18 protein-coding genes are annotated in these 18,376 nt (G+C 68.4%); 12 read left to right on the top strand and 6 right to left on the bottom strand.

Annotation, left to right across the window (positions count from 1 at the left end; translation table 11 throughout):
• The first annotated feature begins 166 nt into the window (after positions 1 to 166).
• From BU28_RS0110430 to BU28_RS0110410, 5 genes are all read left to right on the top strand, one after another.
• Positions 167 to 955, top strand: a complete 789-nt coding sequence (locus tag BU28_RS0110430) for a glycoside hydrolase family 25 protein (RefSeq protein ID WP_036762614.1) — start codon at positions 167 to 169, stop codon at positions 953 to 955.
• Complete coding sequence (locus BU28_RS0110425) at positions 922 to 1,587, top strand: CPBP family glutamic-type intramembrane protease (RefSeq protein WP_028719430.1); 666 nt, start codon at positions 922 to 924, stop codon at positions 1,585 to 1,587. The genes BU28_RS0110430 and BU28_RS0110425 overlap by 34 nt, the downstream gene beginning before the upstream one ends.
• A 60-nt stretch (positions 1,588 to 1,647) precedes the next feature.
• Positions 1,648 to 3,426, top strand: coding sequence for an aspartate--tRNA ligase (gene aspS, locus BU28_RS0110420; protein ID WP_028719429.1), 1,779 nt, complete (start codon positions 1,648 to 1,650; stop codon positions 3,424 to 3,426).
• A 161-nt stretch (positions 3,427 to 3,587) separates the two neighbouring features.
• On the top strand, positions 3,588 to 4,958 hold the full coding sequence (locus tag BU28_RS0110415; RefSeq protein ID WP_028719428.1) for a DUF1800 domain-containing protein: 1,371 nt from the start codon (positions 3,588 to 3,590) through the stop codon (positions 4,956 to 4,958).
• 10 nt (positions 4,959 to 4,968) lie between these two features.
• Positions 4,969 to 6,147 (top strand): DUF1501 domain-containing protein, encoded by a 1,179-nt coding sequence (locus BU28_RS0110410; protein WP_036762612.1) that lies wholly within the window; start codon positions 4,969 to 4,971, stop codon positions 6,145 to 6,147.
• 27 nt (positions 6,148 to 6,174) lie between these two features.
• Here BU28_RS0110410 and BU28_RS0110405 read toward each other — a convergent pair whose 3' ends face one another.
• Positions 6,175 to 6,909 carry a response regulator gene (locus BU28_RS0110405; protein WP_028719426.1) on the bottom strand — a complete coding sequence of 245 codons (735 nt, stop codon included), beginning with the start codon at positions 6,907 to 6,909 and terminating at the stop codon, positions 6,175 to 6,177.
• A gap of 132 nt (positions 6,910 to 7,041) precedes the next feature.
• Between BU28_RS0110405 and mce the strand changes: the two genes are divergently transcribed.
• Complete coding sequence (gene mce, locus BU28_RS0110400) at positions 7,042 to 7,446, top strand: methylmalonyl-CoA epimerase (protein WP_028719425.1); 405 nt, start codon at positions 7,042 to 7,044, stop codon at positions 7,444 to 7,446.
• Positions 7,446 to 7,706 (top strand): DUF1467 family protein, encoded by a 261-nt coding sequence (locus BU28_RS0110395; RefSeq protein ID WP_028719424.1) that lies wholly within the window; start codon positions 7,446 to 7,448, stop codon positions 7,704 to 7,706. The genes mce and BU28_RS0110395 overlap by 1 nt, the downstream gene beginning before the upstream one ends.
• Here BU28_RS0110395 and BU28_RS0110390 read toward each other — a convergent pair.
• Both BU28_RS0110390 and BU28_RS0110385 read right to left on the bottom strand, forming a co-directional pair.
• Positions 7,672 to 8,376, bottom strand: a complete 705-nt coding sequence (locus tag BU28_RS0110390; RefSeq protein ID WP_036762610.1) for an EI24 domain-containing protein — start codon at positions 8,374 to 8,376, stop codon at positions 7,672 to 7,674. The genes BU28_RS0110395 and BU28_RS0110390 overlap by 35 nt on opposite strands.
• A complete protein-coding gene (locus BU28_RS0110385) occupies positions 8,373 to 8,939 on the bottom strand; it encodes a nitroreductase family protein (RefSeq protein WP_028719422.1) in 567 nt (188 codons plus the stop codon). The genes BU28_RS0110390 and BU28_RS0110385 overlap by 4 nt, the downstream gene beginning before the upstream one ends.
• Before the next feature lie 191 nt (positions 8,940 to 9,130).
• Here BU28_RS0110385 and BU28_RS0110380 point away from each other — a divergent pair, with 191 nt between their 5' ends.
• Complete coding sequence (locus tag BU28_RS0110380; protein ID WP_028719421.1) at positions 9,131 to 10,576, top strand: CYTH and CHAD domain-containing protein; 1,446 nt, start codon at positions 9,131 to 9,133, stop codon at positions 10,574 to 10,576.
• A 12-nt stretch (positions 10,577 to 10,588) separates the two neighbouring features.
• Here BU28_RS0110380 and tpiA read toward each other — a convergent pair whose 3' ends face one another.
• Positions 10,589 to 11,320: a triose-phosphate isomerase gene (gene tpiA, locus BU28_RS0110375; protein ID WP_028719420.1), complete on the bottom strand. Its 732-nt coding sequence runs from the start codon at positions 11,318 to 11,320 to the stop codon at positions 10,589 to 10,591.
• A gap of 88 nt (positions 11,321 to 11,408) precedes the next feature.
• Positions 11,409 to 11,780, bottom strand: a complete 372-nt coding sequence (locus tag BU28_RS0110370; RefSeq protein WP_028719419.1) for a HesB/IscA family protein — start codon at positions 11,778 to 11,780, stop codon at positions 11,409 to 11,411.
• Between the two features lie 192 nt (positions 11,781 to 11,972).
• On the opposite strand from BU28_RS0110370, the gene rpsD reads away from it, so the two are divergent.
• Positions 11,973 to 12,593: a 30S ribosomal protein S4 gene (rpsD, locus tag BU28_RS0110365; RefSeq protein WP_028719418.1), complete on the top strand. Its 621-nt coding sequence runs from the start codon at positions 11,973 to 11,975 to the stop codon at positions 12,591 to 12,593.
• A gap of 207 nt (positions 12,594 to 12,800) precedes the next feature.
• Positions 12,801 to 13,403: a hypothetical protein gene (locus BU28_RS0110360; RefSeq protein WP_233144976.1), complete on the top strand. Its 603-nt coding sequence runs from the start codon at positions 12,801 to 12,803 to the stop codon at positions 13,401 to 13,403.
• Positions 13,404 to 13,505: 102 nt separating this feature from the next.
• On the opposite strand, the gene acnA is transcribed toward BU28_RS0110360, so the two are convergent.
• Complete coding sequence (gene acnA, locus BU28_RS0110355) at positions 13,506 to 16,286, bottom strand: aconitate hydratase AcnA (RefSeq protein ID WP_028719416.1); 2,781 nt, start codon at positions 16,284 to 16,286, stop codon at positions 13,506 to 13,508.
• 311 nt (positions 16,287 to 16,597) lie between these two features.
• On the opposite strand from acnA, the gene BU28_RS22635 reads away from it, so the two are divergent.
• Together BU28_RS22635 and BU28_RS0110345 are read left to right on the top strand one after the other, a co-directional pair.
• Positions 16,598 to 17,719, top strand: coding sequence for a DUF1223 domain-containing protein (locus tag BU28_RS22635; RefSeq protein ID WP_233144975.1), 1,122 nt, complete (start codon positions 16,598 to 16,600; stop codon positions 17,717 to 17,719).
• A gap of 51 nt (positions 17,720 to 17,770) precedes the next feature.
• Positions 17,771 to 18,373, top strand: a complete 603-nt coding sequence (locus BU28_RS0110345) for an inner membrane-spanning protein YciB (RefSeq protein ID WP_028719415.1) — start codon at positions 17,771 to 17,773, stop codon at positions 18,371 to 18,373.
• The last annotated feature ends 3 nt before the right edge of the window (positions 18,374 to 18,376 follow it).

Below are 18,376 nucleotides of genomic sequence, written 5' to 3'. Positions count from 1 at the left end.
ATTCCTTTCCCCCATCCCCTGTGCGACCCGCGCAACGCGCGCCCTGTTGCGCGGCCACCACCGTCCGCTGACATATTCGTGACTGTCACGCCACCGTGACACAGAGGCCCACCTTTGCGATAAGGGCCCAAGGCGCCGGGACAGGCGCATCGGGCAAGGGGCAGAGATGAAATTCTTCGGCAGAATGATGATGGTCCTGCTGGTCGCGGCGCTCGCGGCCTGCGGTGGCGGAGGCGGGGGCGGCAGCCGTGCCGTGATGGTGGGGCAGGGCAGCGGGCCGGCCTTCGGCGACAGCGCGCCGCACGCCTGGGTGGGCGGACATCCCTATGACCATCCCGTGCATGGCATTGATATTTCCCGCTATCAGGGCAATATCAACTGGAACGCGGTGCGCTCCTCGGGGGTCAGCTTCGCCTTCATCAAGGCCACCGAGGGGGGCGACCACGCCGACCCGAACTTCCGCACCTACTGGCAGCAGGCGGCCCTGGCGCGGATTCCGCGCGGCGCCTATCACTATTTCTACTTCTGCCGCTCGGGCGCGCAGCAGGCGGCCTGGTTCATCCAGAACGTGCCGCGCGAACGCGGCGCCATGCCGCCGGTCATCGACCTGGAATGGACCGCCTCGCGCACCTGCCCGTATCGCCCGCCGGCGAACGAGGTCCTGCGGGAAGCCAAGATTTTCAAGGACATCCTGCATCAATACTACGGCCAGCGGCCGATCATCTACACCACGGTGGATTTCTACCGCGACAACAACCTCGGCTCCTGGCCCGAGGAGTTCTGGCTGCGCTCGGTCGCGGGCCATCCCCGCATCGTCTATCCCGGCCAGCGCTACAGCTTCTGGCAATACACCGGCACCGGCATCGTCCCGGGCATCCAGGGCAACGTGGACCTGAACGTCTTTGCCGGATCGCCCGCCGAATGGCGCCGCTGGCTGAACCGGAGGCTGCAATAGGCCGGTTCCTGCTTGGGCTGGAGTTCGCGGCGCTCTATATCGGGGCGCCGCTGGCCATTGCGTTGTTCATGCCCGGCCACCTGCTGTTCGAGGCGCTGGCGCTGTTCAGCGCCGCCGGGCTGCTGTTGTTGTGGTTCACCGGCGGCTTCGACTGGCGCAGCCTGGTGCGCGGCTGGCGCCGGCTGCCCTGGCTGGAAATCCTGGGCATGATCGCCATCACCACGGCGCTTGGCGCGCTGATCCTGTCGTTCGAGCGCCCCGGCGCCATCTTCAACATGGCCCGAAGCCGGCCCGAATTCATGCTGGTGATCTGGACCTTCTACCCGATCCTCTCGGCCCTGCCGCAGGAGCTGATCTTTCGCCCGCTGTTCTTTCACCGCTATGCGCTGATCCTGCCGCGCGGCCGGGCCGCCATCGCACTGAACGCGGCCATCTTTTCCTTCGCCCACCTGATGTACTGGTCCTGGGTGGTCGCGGCCCTGACCTTCGTGGGCGGCTGGTTCTTTGCCCGAGCCTATCTCAAGCGCGGCTTTCCTTCGGCCTGGGTGCTGCACGCGGTGGCGGGGAATGCGCTCTTCACCGTGGGCATGGGGGTCTATTTCTATTCCGGCAACGTGGTGCGCCCCTTCTAGATCGCTTGACTTCCCGGCCGTGTCGCGCTTCATGCCTCGGCTGATACAAGGGGAAAGATGATGAGCGTCTATCGCAGCCATACCTGCGGCCAGCTGACCGCCGCCAATGCCGGGGAAACCGTCCGCCTTTCGGGCTGGGTGCACCGGGTTCGCGACCACGGGGGCGTGCTTTTCATTGACCTGCGCGACCATTACGGCATCACCCAGGTGATCGCCGACAGCGACAGCCCTGCGTTTTCCGCGCTCGAGCGGCTGCGGGCCGAGACGGTCATCCGCATCGACGGCCGCGTCAAGCTGCGCGACGAAAGCCTGGTGAACCCCAAGCTGCCCACCGGCCAGATCGAGGTCTATGCCACTGGGACGGAGGTTCTGGGCGCCTCGGACGACCTGCCGCTGCCCGTCTTTGGCGAACAGGAATACCCCGAGGAGACGCGCCTTGCCTATCGCTTCCTCGACCTGCGCCGCGACGGGCTGCACCAGAAGATGATGCTGCGGTCGCGCGTCATCAAATGGATCCGCGACAAGATGTGGGACCAGGGCTTCACCGAGTTCCAGACCCCGATCATCACCGCCTCGAGCCCCGAGGGCGCGCGCGACTTTCTGGTGCCTTCGCGGCTGCATCCGGGCAAGTTCTACGCGCTGCCGCAGGCGCCGCAGCAGTTCAAGCAGCTGATCATGGTGGCAGGCTTCGACCGCTATTTCCAGATCGCGCCCTGCTTCCGCGACGAGGATCCGCGCGCCGACCGCTCGCCCACCGATTTCTACCAGCTCGACCTCGAGATGTCCTTCGTCGAGCAGCAGGACGTGTTCGCCGCCGTCCAGCCGGTGATCCAGGGCCTGTTCGAGGAATTCGGCGGCGGTCGCCGGGTCGATGCCGACTGGCCGCTGATCCCCTATGCCGAGGCGATGCTGAAATACGGCAGCGACAAGCCCGACCTGCGCAACCCGATCGAGATGCAGGTGGTCAGCGACCACTTCCGCGGTTCGGGGTTTGCGATCTTCGCGAAGCTCCTGGAGCAGGAGGGGACCGAGGTCCGCGCCATTCCCGCGCCGACCGGCGGCAGTCGCAAGTTCGCCGACCGCATGAACGCCTTTGCGCAGGCGCAGGGTCTGCCGGGCATGGGCTATATCTTCTGGCGCAAGGCCGAGGACGGCTCGACCGAGGCGGCCGGCCCCATCGCCAAGGCGCTGGGTCATGACAAGACCGAGGCGATCCGCGCGCAGCTGGGTCTGGGCGAGGGTGACGCGGTGTTCTTTGTCGCCGGCAAGCCCGAGCAGTTCGAGGCCGTCGCCGGCCGCGCCAGGAACGAGATCGGCCGCGAACTGGGCCTGACCGACGAGAACCAGTTCAAGTTCGCCTGGATCGTCGATTTCCCGATGTATGAAAAGGGCGACGACGGCAGGATCGACTTTTCGCACAACCCCTTCAGCATGCCGCAGGGGGGCCTTGAGGCGTTGGAGAGCCAGGACCCGCTGACCATCAAGGGGTATCAATACGACCTGGCCTGCAACGGCTACGAGCTGATTTCCGGCGCGATCCGCAACCACCGCCCGGACATCATGTTCAAGGCCTTCGAACTGGCCGGCTATGGCCATGACGAGGTGGAAAAGCGCTTCGGCGGCATGGTCAAGGCCTTTCGCTATGGCGCGCCGCCCCACGGCGGCTGCGCGGCCGGCATCGACCGCATCGTGATGCTGCTGGCGGACGAACAGAACATCCGCGAGGTCATCATGTTCCCGATGAACCAGCGCGCCGAGGACCTGATGATGGGCGCCCCCAGCGAGCCCAGCAACGAACAGTTGCGCGAACTGCGCCTGCGAGTGCTGCCCAAGGAATGATACCGGGCAGGTGCAAGGGAATGGCGCAGGCCCGGCGGGCTTTCGGCAGGCCCTTGCCGCATCGCGGCAACCTGCCGAAAGCGTGAACTGACCTTCTGTCATCGACATGCGATAAGCTGGCGCCGGGGACGGTTTTCCCCGGACGAGGAAGGTGCAGGCGCATGTCGATCGAATTTCCCGAAATCGCCGCGATTCGCCTGGGCTACGGTCTGTCGCCGCTGATGGCCCCGCCGCAGGACATCGAGACGGTGCTGGCCTCGGCCGCATCGGCGGGCCCCGGCCCCGAGGCGATGACGACCGCCCGCGCGCAGGAGATGGGGGCGAAGCTCGCCGCCCTGACCAAGGCCCGGCGCGAGGGTGGCGAGGCCGAGGAGGCCGAATTCACCGCCTATAACCGCGAGATGGGCAGGCTGCTCGGGCGCGACCTGCAACGCCGGCTGGCCCGGGCCGTGGACGCCGAGGCGGGCTTCGGCGAACGGCTGGTGCAGTTCTGGGCCGATCATTTCACAATCAGCCCGATGAACGGCGGCCACAATCCGCTGGCCCTGGCTTTCGTGGACGAGGCGATCCGGCCCCATGTGAACGGCCGGTTCGAGGACCTGTTCTTTGCCGCCGACACCCATCCGATGATGCTGCTGTATCTGAACCAGAACGCCAGCCGTGGCCCGAATTCGGTCTTTGCGCGCCGCCGCCCGGGGCAAGAGGTCGGGCTGAACGAAAACCTCGCACGCGAGGCGATGGAGCTGCATTCGCTGGGCGTGGGCGCGCCTTATACGCAGGACGACGTGCGCGAGATGGCCGAACTGCTGACCGGGCTGACCTATTCGACCCAGGCGGGCTTTGCCTTTCGCCCCCAGATCGCCGAGCCGGGGGCCGAGACGGTCCTGGGCAAAAGCTATGGCGGCACAAGGCGCGACGGGATCGAGGCGATCCGCGCGGCCTTTCGCGACATCGCCCGGCGGCCCGAGACGGCGCAGTTCATCTCGCGCAAGCTGGCGGTGCATTTCATCGCGGACGATCCCGCGCCGGACCTGGTGGACGCGATGGCCGCGACCTGGCGCGACACCGGGGGCGACCTGCCGCAGGTCTATCGGGTGATGGCGACCCATCCGGCGCTGGCCGCGACGCTGCGCGCCAAGGCGCGCCAGCCCTTCGATTTCCTGGCCGCCAGCTTTCGCGCGCTTGGCCTGACCGGCCAGCAGATCACCGCCATCGACTTTCCCCAGGTCAACGGCTTCCTGCTGGACCCGATGCTGCGCATGGGCCAGCCCTGGCTGCGCCCGACCGGCCCCGACGGCTGGCCCGAGGATGCGACCGCCTGGATCGCCCCGCAGCTTCTGGCGGCGCGGATCACCTGGGCGCTGCGGGTGCCCGGCAAGGTGGCGCAGCCGCTGCCCGACCCGCGCGACCTTCTGGACGCGGCGTTGGGGGCCACCCGGTCCGAGGCGCTGGCCTGGGCGGTCCCCAAGGCCGAAAGCCAGGCCGAGGGCGTGGCCATCGTGCTGGCCTCGCGCGATTTCAACCGGCGATAGGAGGACGATCATGGACCTGAACCGACGCCTGTTCCTGAAGGGGGCCGCGCTGATCGGCTGCTCGGCCGCCGCGCATCCGCTGATGACCTCGATGACCTTCGCGCAGGTGCCGGGCGACAACCGGCTGGTCGTCATCATCCTGCGCGGCGCGATGGACGGTCTGGACGCGATCCAGCCCTATGGCGACCCGATGCTGGCCCAGTACCGGCGCGAGATTTCGGTCGGGCCGGACCGGGGGGCGCTGGACCTGGACGGCTTCTACGCGCTGCACCCCTCGCTGCAACCGCTGATGCCCCTATGGAAATCGGGTGAGCTGGCCTTTGCCCATGCGGTTTCGACTCCCTATCGCGACAAGCGCAGCCATTTCGACGGCCAGGACCTGCTCGAGGCGGGGACCGGCAACGACCTGCCGGTGGACCGGCGCATCGGTGGCTGGCTGAACCGGCTGCTGCAGGCTTTGCCCAAGGCCTCGGCCGAGACCGCCTATGCGGTCGGCGTCGAGCAGATGAGGATCCTGGCGGGCGATGCGCCCCATCTCAGCTGGGCGCCCCGCGCCTCGCTGACGCTGTCGCCGCAGGCGCAGATGCTGCTGGAGCATGTCTATCACGACGACCCGCTGTTTCGCGACGCCGCCCGCGACGCGATCCGCGTCAGCGCCGAAACCGACCAGATCGCCCGCAGCCAGGGTCCCACGGCGGACGCGACCGCGCTGGGGGCCTTCGCGGCGACCCGGCTGAACGGCGAGGCGCGCATCGCGGCCTTCTCGATCGCCGGCTGGGACAGCCATGTGCGCCAGCCCCAGATCATCGGCCGCTCGCTGGACCGGCTGGCGGCGGCGATCCTGGCGCTGCGCGACGGGCTGGGGCCGAACTGGTCGCGCACGACCGTGCTGGCGATGACCGAATTCGGCCGCACCGTGCGCGAGAACGGCACCGGCGGGACCGACCACGGCACGGGGGGCGCGCTGGTCATGGCGGGGGGTGCGATCCGGGGCGGGCGCGCCTATGGCGACTGGCCCGGCCTGGGAGAGGGGCAGCTTTACGCCGACCGCGACCTGATGCCCACGCGCGACATCCGCGCCTATGCCGGCTGGGCCATGCACGGCCTGTTCGGGATCGACCGCGGCCTGCTGGAACAGACCATCTTCCCGGGGTTGGAACTGGGCGGCGACCCGGGGATGCTGGCCTGAGCGCCGGGCCCTGTCACAAGCCCTGCGTTACAGGCGCTGCACCATCGCCAGCCGGTCCTGCACCATGCCGCTGATCCGCGCCAGGTCCGTGGCAAGCGGCGCGCCCTGCGCATGGTCCCGCGCCAGCGCGGTCGCCGCGACCTCCAGCGGGCGGTCGTGGGCCGAACGCGCGACCCCCGCCAGGAAGCGCGCGATATAGTCGATGGCGGCGGTGTCGTCGGCCAGCGACAGCACCTCGGCCACATGGGCCAGGTCGTCGCGCAGCGCGCCCCGGTCGGGGATCACGACCGTATCGCTGAGCAGGCGCAGCCCCTGGGGACGGTCGCCGGGCGGCAGGGCGTCCAGGATGGCCTGCTGGAACCCGGCCAGGCTTTCGACCGGCTTGGCCAGGAAACCGTCCGCGCCGGCGTCCAGCGCGGCCTGGCGGTTGTCCGGATCGCCCGAGATCCCCAGGATCACCGGCACGCGGGGGGTGTTGCCGGCAATGGCGCGGATCACCTCGGCCCCGTCGCCGTCGGGCAGGCCCATATCCACGAGGACCGCGCCGGGGCGATAGGTCTGCAGGTGGCGTAGCGCCGCCCTGACGGTATCGGCGCGCCGGATCCGCGCGCCCGAGCGCAGGCACAAAAGCCGCACCGCTTCGGAGGCAAAGCGCGAATCCTCGACCACCAGCACGGTCAGGCCGCTGAGCGGACGTCCGGGCAGCAGCGGGCGCGGGGTCGGCAGGTCGTCGTCCAGTCGGTTCGTTCGTTCGTCGCTCATCACCAGAATCCTTGCAAGAGTGAACCTTCGTGCCGCCAGAATCCCGCGATTCGGCTAACAAGCGGTTAATCGCGGCGGTTTTCCTTGGCCCCCGGCCCGCATCCGCCTAAAACGATGCAAACGGAGGACAGCATGATCGGACGCCTGAACCATATCGCCATCGCCGTGCCCGACCTGCAGGCAGCGGCCGCGCAATATGCGGGGACCCTGGGGGCCCGCGTGGGCGCCCCGCAGGACGAGCCCGACCACGGCGTCACGGTGGTTTTCATCGAATTGCCGAACACCAAGGTCGAACTGCTCTACCCCTTGGGCGACGACAGCCCGATCCGCGGATTCCTGGACAAGAACCCCTCGGGCGGGATCCATCACATGTGCTTCGAGGTCGAGGACATCCTGGCCGCGCGCGACCGCCTGAAGGCCGAAGGCGCCCGTGTCCTGGGCTCGGGCGAGCCCAGGATCGGCGCGCATGGCAAGCCGGTGCTGTTCCTGCACCCCAAGGACTTCAACGGCTGCCTGATCGAACTGGAGCAGGTCTGATGAACCTGACCGGCGGCATCGTCCTTTATGCGGTCCTGTGGTTCCTGGTCCTGTTCGTCCTGCTGCCCATCGGCCAGAAAAGCCAGGCCGACGTGGGCCAGGTGACGCCCGGAACGCCCGCGGGAGCCCCGCACGAGCCGCGGCTGAAGCGCAAGATGTGGCTGGCCACGCTGATCGCGGCGGTGATCTGGGCGCTGATCGCCTGGATCATCCTGGGCGGGGTCATCACCCGCGCGGATATCGAGGGCTGGACGCAGTAAGGTGGTAAAGGTGGGTGAATCCCGCCGCCGCCAGCACCGGCACCAGCACGTTCAGCACCGGAACCGTCAGGAGTAGCGCGATCAGGACGCCAAGGCCCGTGGCCTGCGCCGCGCGCGCCTTGCGCAGGGCGGTCGCCTGCGGCGCGTGCAGGTGACGCCGCGCCGCCATCTGAAAGAATTCGCGGCCCAGCAGCCAGCCGTTGCCCAGATAGAACAGCACCGAGGCGAGCGGCCCCAGGAACGGCGTCAGCGCCAGTGTCACCAGCGTGACCAGGATGACCAGCCCGACCACGGCGAGGCTTTCCAGCAGCCCGTCCAGGAAATCGACGGACAGGCCCTTGGCGGCGGGGTAATGCGCGGCCTCGACCGCGTCCGCCACCCGTTCTGCGAACAGCCCGGCGAAACCCGCCGCCACCGGGGCCATCAGAAAGATCGACATGACCGGAAACAGCACCAGCGAGCCCCAGGACAGGAAGGCCGCGATCTCGACCGGGCCGATCCAGGGCAGGGTCAGGCTGTCGGGCGCAAAGGCGCGGATCGCCCAGAAGGCGGCCGCCTGCAGGGCCACGAACAGCAGGAGGGTCAGCCCGACCCCCAGCGCCACCACGCCAAGGATGCGCGGGCGCAGCAGGTCGCGCCAGGCCAGGACCAGCGCGCGCAGCACGCTCATAGAAACACCGTATGGGCTGCGACATCGGGGCGCGGGCGGTCGGGGGGCGTCGCGCCGCGCTGGCCGATGTGGATCAGCCCCGCGATGCGCTCCTGCGGGCCAAGCCCCAGATGGGCACGGGCGAATTCGGGCTGCGCCGCCGGTCCCGTCAGCCAGGCCGCGCCAAAGCCCGCCGCCAGGGCCGCGTTGACCAGTTCCAGGCAGACCGCGCCGGCCGACAGGACCTGTTCCCATTCCGGCACCTTGGGGCTGTCCACCGGGCTGGAGACCACCGCCACGATGACCGGAGAGGCAAAGGCCGAGCGCGCCTTTTCCACCGTCGCCGCGTCGCCGCCCGCCGCCGCCACGTGATCGGCCAGCACCGGCGCCAGCCGGTCCAGCGTGGCGCGCTCCAGCACCACGAAACGCCAGGGCTCGAGCTTGCCGTGGTCGGGGACGCGGGCCGCCAGGACCAGCAGGTCCATCAGCACCTCGCGCGAGGGCGGCGGGCCGCTCAGCAGCTTGGGCGGATGCGAGCGGCGGTTGCGCAGGAAGGAAAGCGTCTGGGGGTCGATCTGTTGCACGTCACACCTTGAAAATGGACAGGACGGGCCCGAACCGCCGGACCATGCGGGGGCGGGCGCTTGGGACGCAGGCATAGCCGGCCCCGGCCCGGGGCGCCAGACGATTTGCGGCCCGAAGGCCCTTGCCCCCGGTTGCGGCGGTCCCATCCTTTCGCGTTAAGATGGGGGCAGGTCCGGTTCAGGAGGATGCGATGCGTCAGGTCAAGGTCAGGCTTCAACTTGCGGGATCATCCTTTGCCGCGCTCGAGGACGATGCCGCGCTGGCCGGCACGCCCCGCCTGACCGAGGAGCGCCGGCTGTATTTCGACACCGCCGACGGCGCCCTGGCGGCAGCGGGGGCGGGGCTTTGCATCTGCCAGCGGGCCGGGCGATCGGTGCAGGTGCTGGAATTGCCCGGCAGCAACCGGGAATGGCCGGTGCCCGGCCCCTGGCCGGTGCTGGAGCCGGGCGGGCCGCTGCTGGCCCTGCTGGGCGAGGGCGCGCGCGACCTGGGCCTGACCGGCATCGCGACGCTTGGCCGCCGCGAATGGCCGGTCGCGCAGGGCGATGCCACGCTGGAGCTTGCACTGGTCGAGGGGACGCTGGGCCTGGCCGACCGGCGGGTGGCGATCCGCGACTGCGAGATCACCCTGACGGCGGGCCCGGTGGCCGAACTCTCTGCCCTGGCCCGGCGGCTGGCCGAGGCCGCCCCGCTGCGCCTGTCGGTCGTGACGGTGGCGCAGCGCGGCCGGATGCTGGCCGAACCCGTGCCCCGCAGCGTCAAGGCCGCCGAGGCCGCGCTGACCCCCGCGATGACCGCGGCCGAGGCGTTTCGCCGCATCGCCCTGTCCTGCCTGACCCAGTTCCGCCTGAACGAGGACCTGGTGCTGGCTCTGCGCTCCGAGGAGGCCCTGCACCAGGCCCGCGTGGCGCTGCGCCGGCTGCGTTCGGCCTTTACGGTGTTCAAGCCGGTCCTGGGGGCCGAGACCGGCACCGACCTGCGCGAAGGGCTGCGCTGGCTGGCGCAGGAACTGGGGCAGGCGCGCGACCTGGACGTGCTGGTGCGCCGCGCGCCGCCGGGGCCATTGCTGGCGCGGCTGACTGCCGAACGCGAGGCGGCCTATGACACGGTGGCCCATGTCCTTGGCTCGCGCCGGGCGCGGCTGTTGGCGCTGGACCTGGTCGAATGGCTGGACCATGGCGACTGGCGCGCCGATCCCGCGACCCGCTCCCTGCGCGAGATGCCGGCGCCGGAATTCGCCGGGCTGGCGCTGTCGCGCTTTCGCCGCAAGGTCAGAAAGGACGGCAAGGATCTGGTGTCCCTGCCCGACGAGCAGCGCCACGAGTTGCGCAAGGATGCCAAGAAGCTGCGCTATGCCGCCGATTTCTTCGCCCCCCTGTTCCAGGCCAAGGCGCTGCGCCGCAAGCGCAAGCGGTTCATGGACGCGCTGGAATCGCTGCAGGACAGCCTGGGCGCGCTGAACGACCTGGCGGCGGGTCCCGAGGTGCTGGACCGGCTGGGCCTCCTGGACCTGCCGGGCGCCGGGGCGCTGGTCGAAGGCGGGGACCGGGCGCCGCTGCTGAAGGCCGCGGCCGAGGCGCATGACCGGCTGGTCGGAACCCGCCGCTACTGGCCCCGGCCCGGTCCCCGGGACTGAAGGCGCGTTCCCTCAGGCAGCGGAAAGCGCCGCGATGATCGGGCCGAAGTCCGCGGCCTTGAGGCTGGCGCCCCCGACCAGCGCGCCGTTCACATGCGCGATGGCAAAGATCTCAGCCGCGTTCGCCGGCTTGACCGAGCCGCCGTAAAGCAGCGCGACATCGGCCCCGTCCGCGAAGCGGGCCGACAGCCGGTCGCGCATCAGGGCATGGACCTCGGCGATCTGGTCATTCGTGGGGGTGCGGCCGGTGCCGATGGCCCAGACGGGTTCATAGGCGATGACCGTGTTCGCAGCCGTGGCGCAGTCGGGCACCGATCCCGCCAGCTGGGCCGAGATCACGTCCAGCGTCTGGCCGGCGTCGCGCTGCGCCTCGGTTTCGCCCACGCAGATGATGGCGACCAGGCCGGCCTCATGAGCGGCCAGGGCCTTGGCCGAAACCATCTCGTCGGTTTCGCCGTGGTCAGTGCGGCGTTCGGAATGGCCCAGGATCACATGGCTCGCGCCCACGTCCTTCAATTGCGCAGCGGCGATGTCGCCGGTGTGCGCGCCCGAGGCCTTGGCATGGCAATCCTGCCCGCCGGTCGGGATGCCCTTGGCCGCCATGGCCTGGATCAGCACCGCGGGCGGGCAGATCAGCACGTCGCAGCCGGGCTTGGGCCCGGCCAGAAGCTGGTCGATCTCGGCCAGGGCGGCCAGGGTTCCGTTCATCTTCCAGTTGCCGGCGGCAAGTTTGCGCGGGGCCATCAGCCTCTCCCTTGTCATGTCCTGACCGGGGGATAGGGCGCGCGCGGGCGGCGATCAAGGATGTGTGCGCTAACCCCGCGCCAAAACCTCAGGTCCGGGCGCGCGAACCCTCCAGCGGACCGAAACTGACCGATTCGCCGCAGCCGCAGCTGTCGGTGACGTTCGGGTTGCGGAACTTGAAGCCCGATTCCAGCAGGCCGGACTCATAGTCGATCTCGGTCCCGAACAGGAACATCTGCGCGGTCGGCGCGATCAGCACCCGCGCCGCGCCCTGTTCGACCACCTCGTCGCCGGGGGCGGGGGTCTGGGCCAGTTCCATGGTGTATTCCATGCCGGCGCAGCCGCCCTTCTTCAGGCCGATGCGCAGGCCGCTGGCCGATTGCGCCGCCATCAGCCGGGCGATCTGACGCTCGGCCGCAGGGGTGATCGAGACGGGGGACTTGCCGGGGATCGAAAACATCGCGGGTCTTTCCTGTTCGCTGCCCTTCATTTAAGGGCGCGGGGGTCGCCGCTCAAGGGGCGCTTGACACGGGGCGCGGGGCGGCTATAAGCGCCGCTTCAATTGGTGTTGGTGGACCCCGCAAGGGGAACCCTGTCGGGCATTATGCCAAAGGACAACGCCCTTCGACAACATGAAAGAAGGAGATCAGCGATGACCAAACGCACCGCTGCCAAGTACAAGATCGACCGCCGCATGGGCGAAAACATCTGGGGCCGCGCCAAGTCGCCGCTGAACAAGCGCGAATACGGCCCGGGCCAGCACGGCCAGCGCCGCAAGGGCAAACTGTCCGACTTCGGCACCCAGCTGCGCGCCAAGCAGAAGCTGAAGGGCTATTACGGCGACCTGACCGAAAAGCAGTTCCGCCGCATCTATGCCGAGGCCGAGCGCGTCAAGGGCGACACGGGCGAGAACCTGGTCGGCTTGCTGGAGCGCCGCCTGGACGCCATCGTCTATCGCGCCAAGTTCGTGCCGACCATCTTTGCCGCGCGCCAGTTCGTGAACCACGGCCACGTCACCGTGAACGGCCAGCGCGTCAACATCGCGTCCTATCGCGTCAAGGAAGGCGACGTGGTCGCCGTCCGGGAACGTTCGCGGCAGCTGGCCATCGTGCTGGAAGCCGTTGCCCTGACCGAGCGTGACGTCCCCGACTACCTTGAAGTCGACCACAACAAGATGACCGCGACCTTCGTGCGCACCCCGGCGCTGGGCGACGTGCCCTATGCCGTGCAGATGGAGCCGAACCTGGTCGTCGAATTCTACGCCAAGAACTGATCCTTCCCGGATCAGGCAGGCTTCAGGGCCGTCCCTTCGGGGGCGGCCTTTTCGCTTGCGGCACGGGTGCATGGGTATTTGGGAAACAGTGAAAACCTGGCGTGGTGCCCGGAACACAACCCCTACGCCTCACGATCCCGTGGATTGCAACCGTGTTGCGATCTAGCCAAGGAAGGGCCGAACGGCTTTTGGAGGGATGCGATGCGGATGATGGCGATTCTGGCGGCGGCGGCCATGGCCTTCCCGGCGGTGGCCGAGGAGGCGCCAGTGACCGAGGAGCGGCTCTGGACCTGCGAGACCTCGATCGCGGGCGAAAAGACCGAGATCAACTATCTCCGCGATGCCGAGTTTCGCCAGAACGTCGGTCGGATCGAGAAGAACTTCTCGGGCTGGGGCAAGATCACCTGCCCGGGCTATGTCACACTGCGCGAGATCCTGCGCCGCAATGCCATGTCCGACGACGGCAGCTATTGCCTGCTTTGGGACAAGCAGGGCGACACCTATATCGGCGCGCAAAAGGGCGCACGCAAGGGCAATGCGCTGTGCCGCAAGACCCTGTGCGAGCGCGTGAACGGCGCGCGCCAGGCCACCTTCCGCAACGCCAATGCCTTGGCTGTGGCCGGTTACGATGCGGTCACGCAGCGCCCGGGCGCGACGATCCTGGCCGCCACCTCGGGTTCGATGGTCGGCACGCTTGAGGCGGCGGGGGCGGCGGCAATGGGCCTTGCCGCCTCGCCCGTGGCCGTGGGCTCGATGGTCATCGGCTCGGCCGCGGTCGGCGGCACGATGTGGTATTGCGCCGAGGAGTGACGCCCTCGGGCTTTCACCGTTTTCCAAATACCCATGCACCCGTGCCGCAAGTGAAAAGGCCGCCCCCGAAGGGACGGCCCTGCAATTCGCCAGCGGGACGGCTCAGGCTTTCGCCAGGTTGCGCAGCACGTAATGCAGCACGCCGCCGTTTTCCAGGTACTCGATCTCGACCTCGGTATCGACGCGCGCCTTCAGCTGGATCACCTTTTCTGTGCCGTCGGCATAGCGGATGGTGGCCGGGACCAGCGACAGCGGCTTGAAGTCGCCTTCCAGACCGTCGATGGAAATCACCTCGTCGCCCGTCAGGCCCAGCGACTTGCGGTTGTCGCCGCCGGTGAACTCGAAGGGGATCACCCCCATGCCGACCAGGTTCGAGCGGTGGATGCGCTCGAAGCTTTCCGCGATGACCGCCTTGACGCCCAGCAGGTTGGTGCCCTTGGCCGCCCAGTCGCGCGACGAACCCGCGCCGTATTCCATGCCGCCCACGATGACCAGCGGGATGCCCGCGTCCTTGTAGGCCATCGCCGCGTCATAGATCGAGGTCTGCTGCCCGTCCGGGCCCTTGGTATAGCCGCCCTCGACGCCGTCCAGCATCTCGTTCTTGATGCGGATGTTGGCGAAGGTGCCGCGCATCATGACCTCGTGGTTGCCGCGGCGCGAGCCGTAGCTGTTGAAGTCGCGCGGCGCGACCTGCCGTTCGGTCAGGTATTTGCCGGCGGGCGTGGTCGGCTTGAACGAACCGGCCGGGCTGATGTGGTCGGTGGTGATCATGTCGCCCAACAGCGCCAGCACGCGGGCGCCGTGGATGTTGTGGATCGCGCCCTTTTCCGCGCCCATGCCCTGGAAATAGGGTGGGTTCTGGATATAGGTCGAGGTGGGCGGCCAGTCATAGGTCTCGCTGTCGGTCACCTGCACGCCCTGCCAGCGCTCGTCGCCCTTGAACACGTCGGCATATTTCTTCTGGAACATCTCGCGGGTGACGATGGTGTCGACCAGATCGGCAACCTCTTTCGAGGTCGGCCAGATGTCCTTCAGGAACACCGGCTTGCCGTCGGCGGTATGGGCCAGCGGCTCGGTCGTCAGGTCGATGTTCATGTCGCCCGCGATGGCATAGGCCACGACCAGCGGCGGCGAGGCCAGGTAGTTGGCGCGCACGTCTGGGCTGATCCGGCCCTCGAAGTTGCGGTTGCCGGACAGGACCGCGACCGCGACCAGGTCGTTGTCGTTGATCGACTTCGAGATTTCCGGCGCCAGAGGACCGGCGTTGCCGATGCAGGTGGTGCAGCCGAAGCCCACCAGGTTGAACCCCAGCGCGTCCAGGTCATCCTGCAGGTTGGCGGCCTTCAGGTATTCCTCGACCACCTGCGATCCGGGCGCCAGCGAGGTCTTGACCCAGGGCTTGCTGGTCAGGCCAAGCGCGCGCGCCTTGCGGGCGACCAGACCCGCCGCCATCAGCACATAGGGGTTCGAGGTGTTGGTGCAGGAGGTGATCGCCGCGATCACCACGGAACCGTCGCGCAGGGTATAATCCTGTCCCTCGACGCTGCCGGTGTTCAGGTGGCCATGCTGGGCGCCGGGGATCTCCTCGGGGGCGGGGTTCGGGGCGCCGCCTTCGCGGGTCATCAGTTCCTTCTCGGTCTTGGGGGCCGAGGGAGCGGGGCGCAAGCCCAGGATATAGTCGCTGAACGCCTTGGCCGAGTCGGTCAGGGCGACGTGGTCCTGCGGCCGTTTCGGGCCGGAGATCGCGGGCACCACGGTCGACTGGTCCAACTCCAGCGTCGAGGAGTAGACCGGCGCATAGTCGCGGGTCCGCCAGAAGCCGTTCGTCTTGGCATAGGCCTCGACCAGGGCGATGCGCGATTCCTCGCGACCGGTCTGGCGCAGGTAGCGCAGGGTTTCATCGTCGATCGGGAAGAAGCCGCAGGTGGCGCCGTATTCCGGGGCCATGTTGGCGATGGTGGCGCGGTCGGCCAGCGGCATGTGGTCAAGGCCTTCGCCGTAGAATTCGACGAACTTGCCCACCACGCCATGCTTGCGCAGCATCTGCACGACCTTCAGCACCAGGTCGGTGGCGGTCACGCCCTCGCGAAGCGCGCCGGTGACCTTGAAGCCCACGACCTCGGGGATCAGCATGGAAATCGGCTGGCCCAGCATCGCGGCCTCGGCCTCGATCCCGCCGACGCCCCAGCCCAGGACGGCCAGGCCGTTGACCATGGTGGTGTGGCTGTCGGTGCCGACCAGCGTGTCGGGATAGGCCACCTCGTTGCCGTTCTGGTCCTTGTCGGTCCAGACGGTCTGGGCCAGGTATTCCAGGTTCACCTGGTGGCAGATGCCGGTGCCGGGCGGCACCACGCGGAAATTGTTGAAGGCGTTCTGACCCCATTTCAGGAAGGTGTAACGCTCCATGTTGCGTTCGTATTCCAGATCGACGTTGCGCTGGAAGGCGCGGGGCGTGCCGAATTCGTCGACCATGACCGAGTGGTCGATGACCAGATCGACCGGGTTCAGCGGGTTGATCTTTTGCGGATCGCCGCCCAGCGACTTGATGCCGTCGCGCATCGCGGCCAGGTCCACCACCGCCGGGACGCCGGTAAAGTCCTGCATCAGCACGCGGGCCGGGCGATAGGCGATCTCGCGCGGGTTCTTGCCTCCCAGGGTCGCCCATTCGGCGAAGGCCTTGATGTCCTCGACGCTGACGGTGCGGCCGCCATCCTCGAAGCGCAGCAGGTTTTCCAGCACCACCTTGAGCGAGGCGGGCAGCTTCGAGAAGTCGCCCAGGCCCGCTTCGCTGGCGGCGTCGATGGAATAATAGGCAAAGGACGATCCGCCGACCTCGAGCTGGCGGCGCGTCCTTGCGGTGTCGGTTCCTGTTTCAATGGGCATGACTCGGCTCCCTATCCTTGAAAAGGTGGCTGAATGGCGGTGACTCCGGGCCCATGTGCCCCTTTTCCGCCAAGGGATCAAGGCAAAAGGCCGGCGTTGTATGCCATTGTATGCCAAGTTTTCGCTGCGTCTGCAAGATGTGGGTTTTAGGCAACGATCACGACACGGGAACGACGGACTAACAAAGCATTGATTTGTCCGGTGGCGCCGGCGGGGGTTAGGTGGTGCGGAACGGAAATTCGGGATTCTCCAAGGGCATGGCATCTGGCTTTGCACATTTTCCCGCCTCGGCGCCCGGCCGGGATGCGGCGTTGCGGCCATGGCCGGGTCTGCGCCGGCGCATCGGATCGGCGCTGGTGGCGGTCCTGGTGCTGGCCCATCCGGCGGCCGCGCAGGACCGAGGCGGGCCGGGCGCGGGCGGCATGGCCGCAGGCGGGCAGGGCGGTGGCGCGGTTTCCCTGGGGGCGGATGCGCCGGGCGGGCCGCGCGGGGGCGAGGGCGCGTTGCCGTCGCTTGACGCGGTGGGCGTCACCGTGCTGGGCGAGCCTGCGACCCAGGGCGGACCCGATGCCGAGCCCCCGCAGGCCGATGCGCCCCGGGACGACAGCCTGGGCCTGATCGAGGCGCCGGACGGCATGCCCGCCATCGGCGCCGGCGGGCTGCCCTTCATCGAAGGCGACCTCTTTCCCGATTCCCCAGCCGTCGCGGCCTTCGCCCAGCGGCCGACCGCGCAGGCCCGGGCCGGCCTGGGGCCGATCAGCCATCCCCCGGTGGTGGTCGAACTGTTCACCTCGCAGGGCTGCACGGCCTGCCCGCCCGCCGACCGGATGCTGGCCGACCTGGCCGAGCGCGACGACATCCTGGCGCTGTCCTGGCATGTCGATTACTGGGATTACCTGGGCTGGGCCGACGATTTCGCCAAGCCGGAATTCACCCTGCGCCAGCAGTCCTATGCCCATGCCTGGGGCGAGCGTGCGATCTATACCCCGCAGATGATCGTGGGCGGGACCGACACGCTGATCGCCCTGCGCCCGGCCGATCTGATGGCGCTGGTCGACATGCAGATGACGCGCCCGGTCCCGATCATGGTCAGCGCCCGCCAGCGGGGCGAGGAGTTCCAGATCGAACTGACGCCCCGCGTCGCCATCCCCGACAAGGTGGCCATCGTGCTGGTGCGCTATGCGCCGCATCGTCACGTCACCATCAAGGCGGGCGAGAACCGCGGCGTCGCGGTGCGCTATACCAATGTCGTGCTGGCGGCCGACCGGATCGGCGAATGGGACGGCCGCGCCGCCCTGCGCATGACGGTGCGCCCCGACCTGGCCAGCGGCGACGCCTTCCCCAAAGACACGCGTCACGCGATCCTTGCCCAGCAAATGGGCCGCGCCGGTCAGCCCACCGGGCCGATCCTGGCCGCGATCAGGCTGGACTAGCCGGCGCCACTGCGGCACAACCCTGAAAATCCCCGTTCAAGGAGGCGCGCCGTGTCTGAGGCCCGCAAGATCAATCCCTGGCTCAAGGCCGGGCTGGAGTTCGGCCCGCTGATCCTGTTCTTCGTCGTCTTCATGCGGTTGCGCGACCGGATGGTGACGATCGGCGGCACCGAGTATTCGGGCTTCATCGTGGCCACGCTGATCTTCATCCCGGTGCTGGTCGCCTCGACCCTGGCGCTGTGGCGGCTGACGGGCAGGCTTGCGCCGATGCAGATCGCGACGCTGGTGCTGGTCGTGGTCTTTGGCGGGCTGTCGGTCTGGCTGAACGACCCGCGCTTCTTCAAGATGAAGCCGACGATCATCTACCTGATCTTCGCCGCCGCCCTGGGGGCCAGCCTGGCGCTGCGCCGCAACTGGCTGGAACTGGTCATGTCCGAGGCCCTGCCCATGCGCCCCGAGGGCTGGCGCGTCCTGTCCCTGCGCATGACCGCGCTGTTCCTGGGCCTGGCCGTCGCCAACGAGGTGATCTGGCGCAGCATGTCCGAAACCGCCTGGGTGAACTTCAAGACCTTCGGCCTGCCGGCGATCATGGTGATCTTCTTCGTGCTGAACGCCCGGCTCTTTGAACGCCACGCCCTGCCGCGCGACGAGTGACGC

Source organism: Paracoccus yeei ATCC BAA-599 (genome assembly GCF_000622145.1).
Classification (GTDB): domain Bacteria; phylum Pseudomonadota; class Alphaproteobacteria; order Rhodobacterales; family Rhodobacteraceae; genus Paracoccus; species Paracoccus yeei.
The sequence above is the reverse complement of the archived record's forward strand: the minus strand, read 5'-3'. Positions and strand labels throughout refer to the sequence as shown.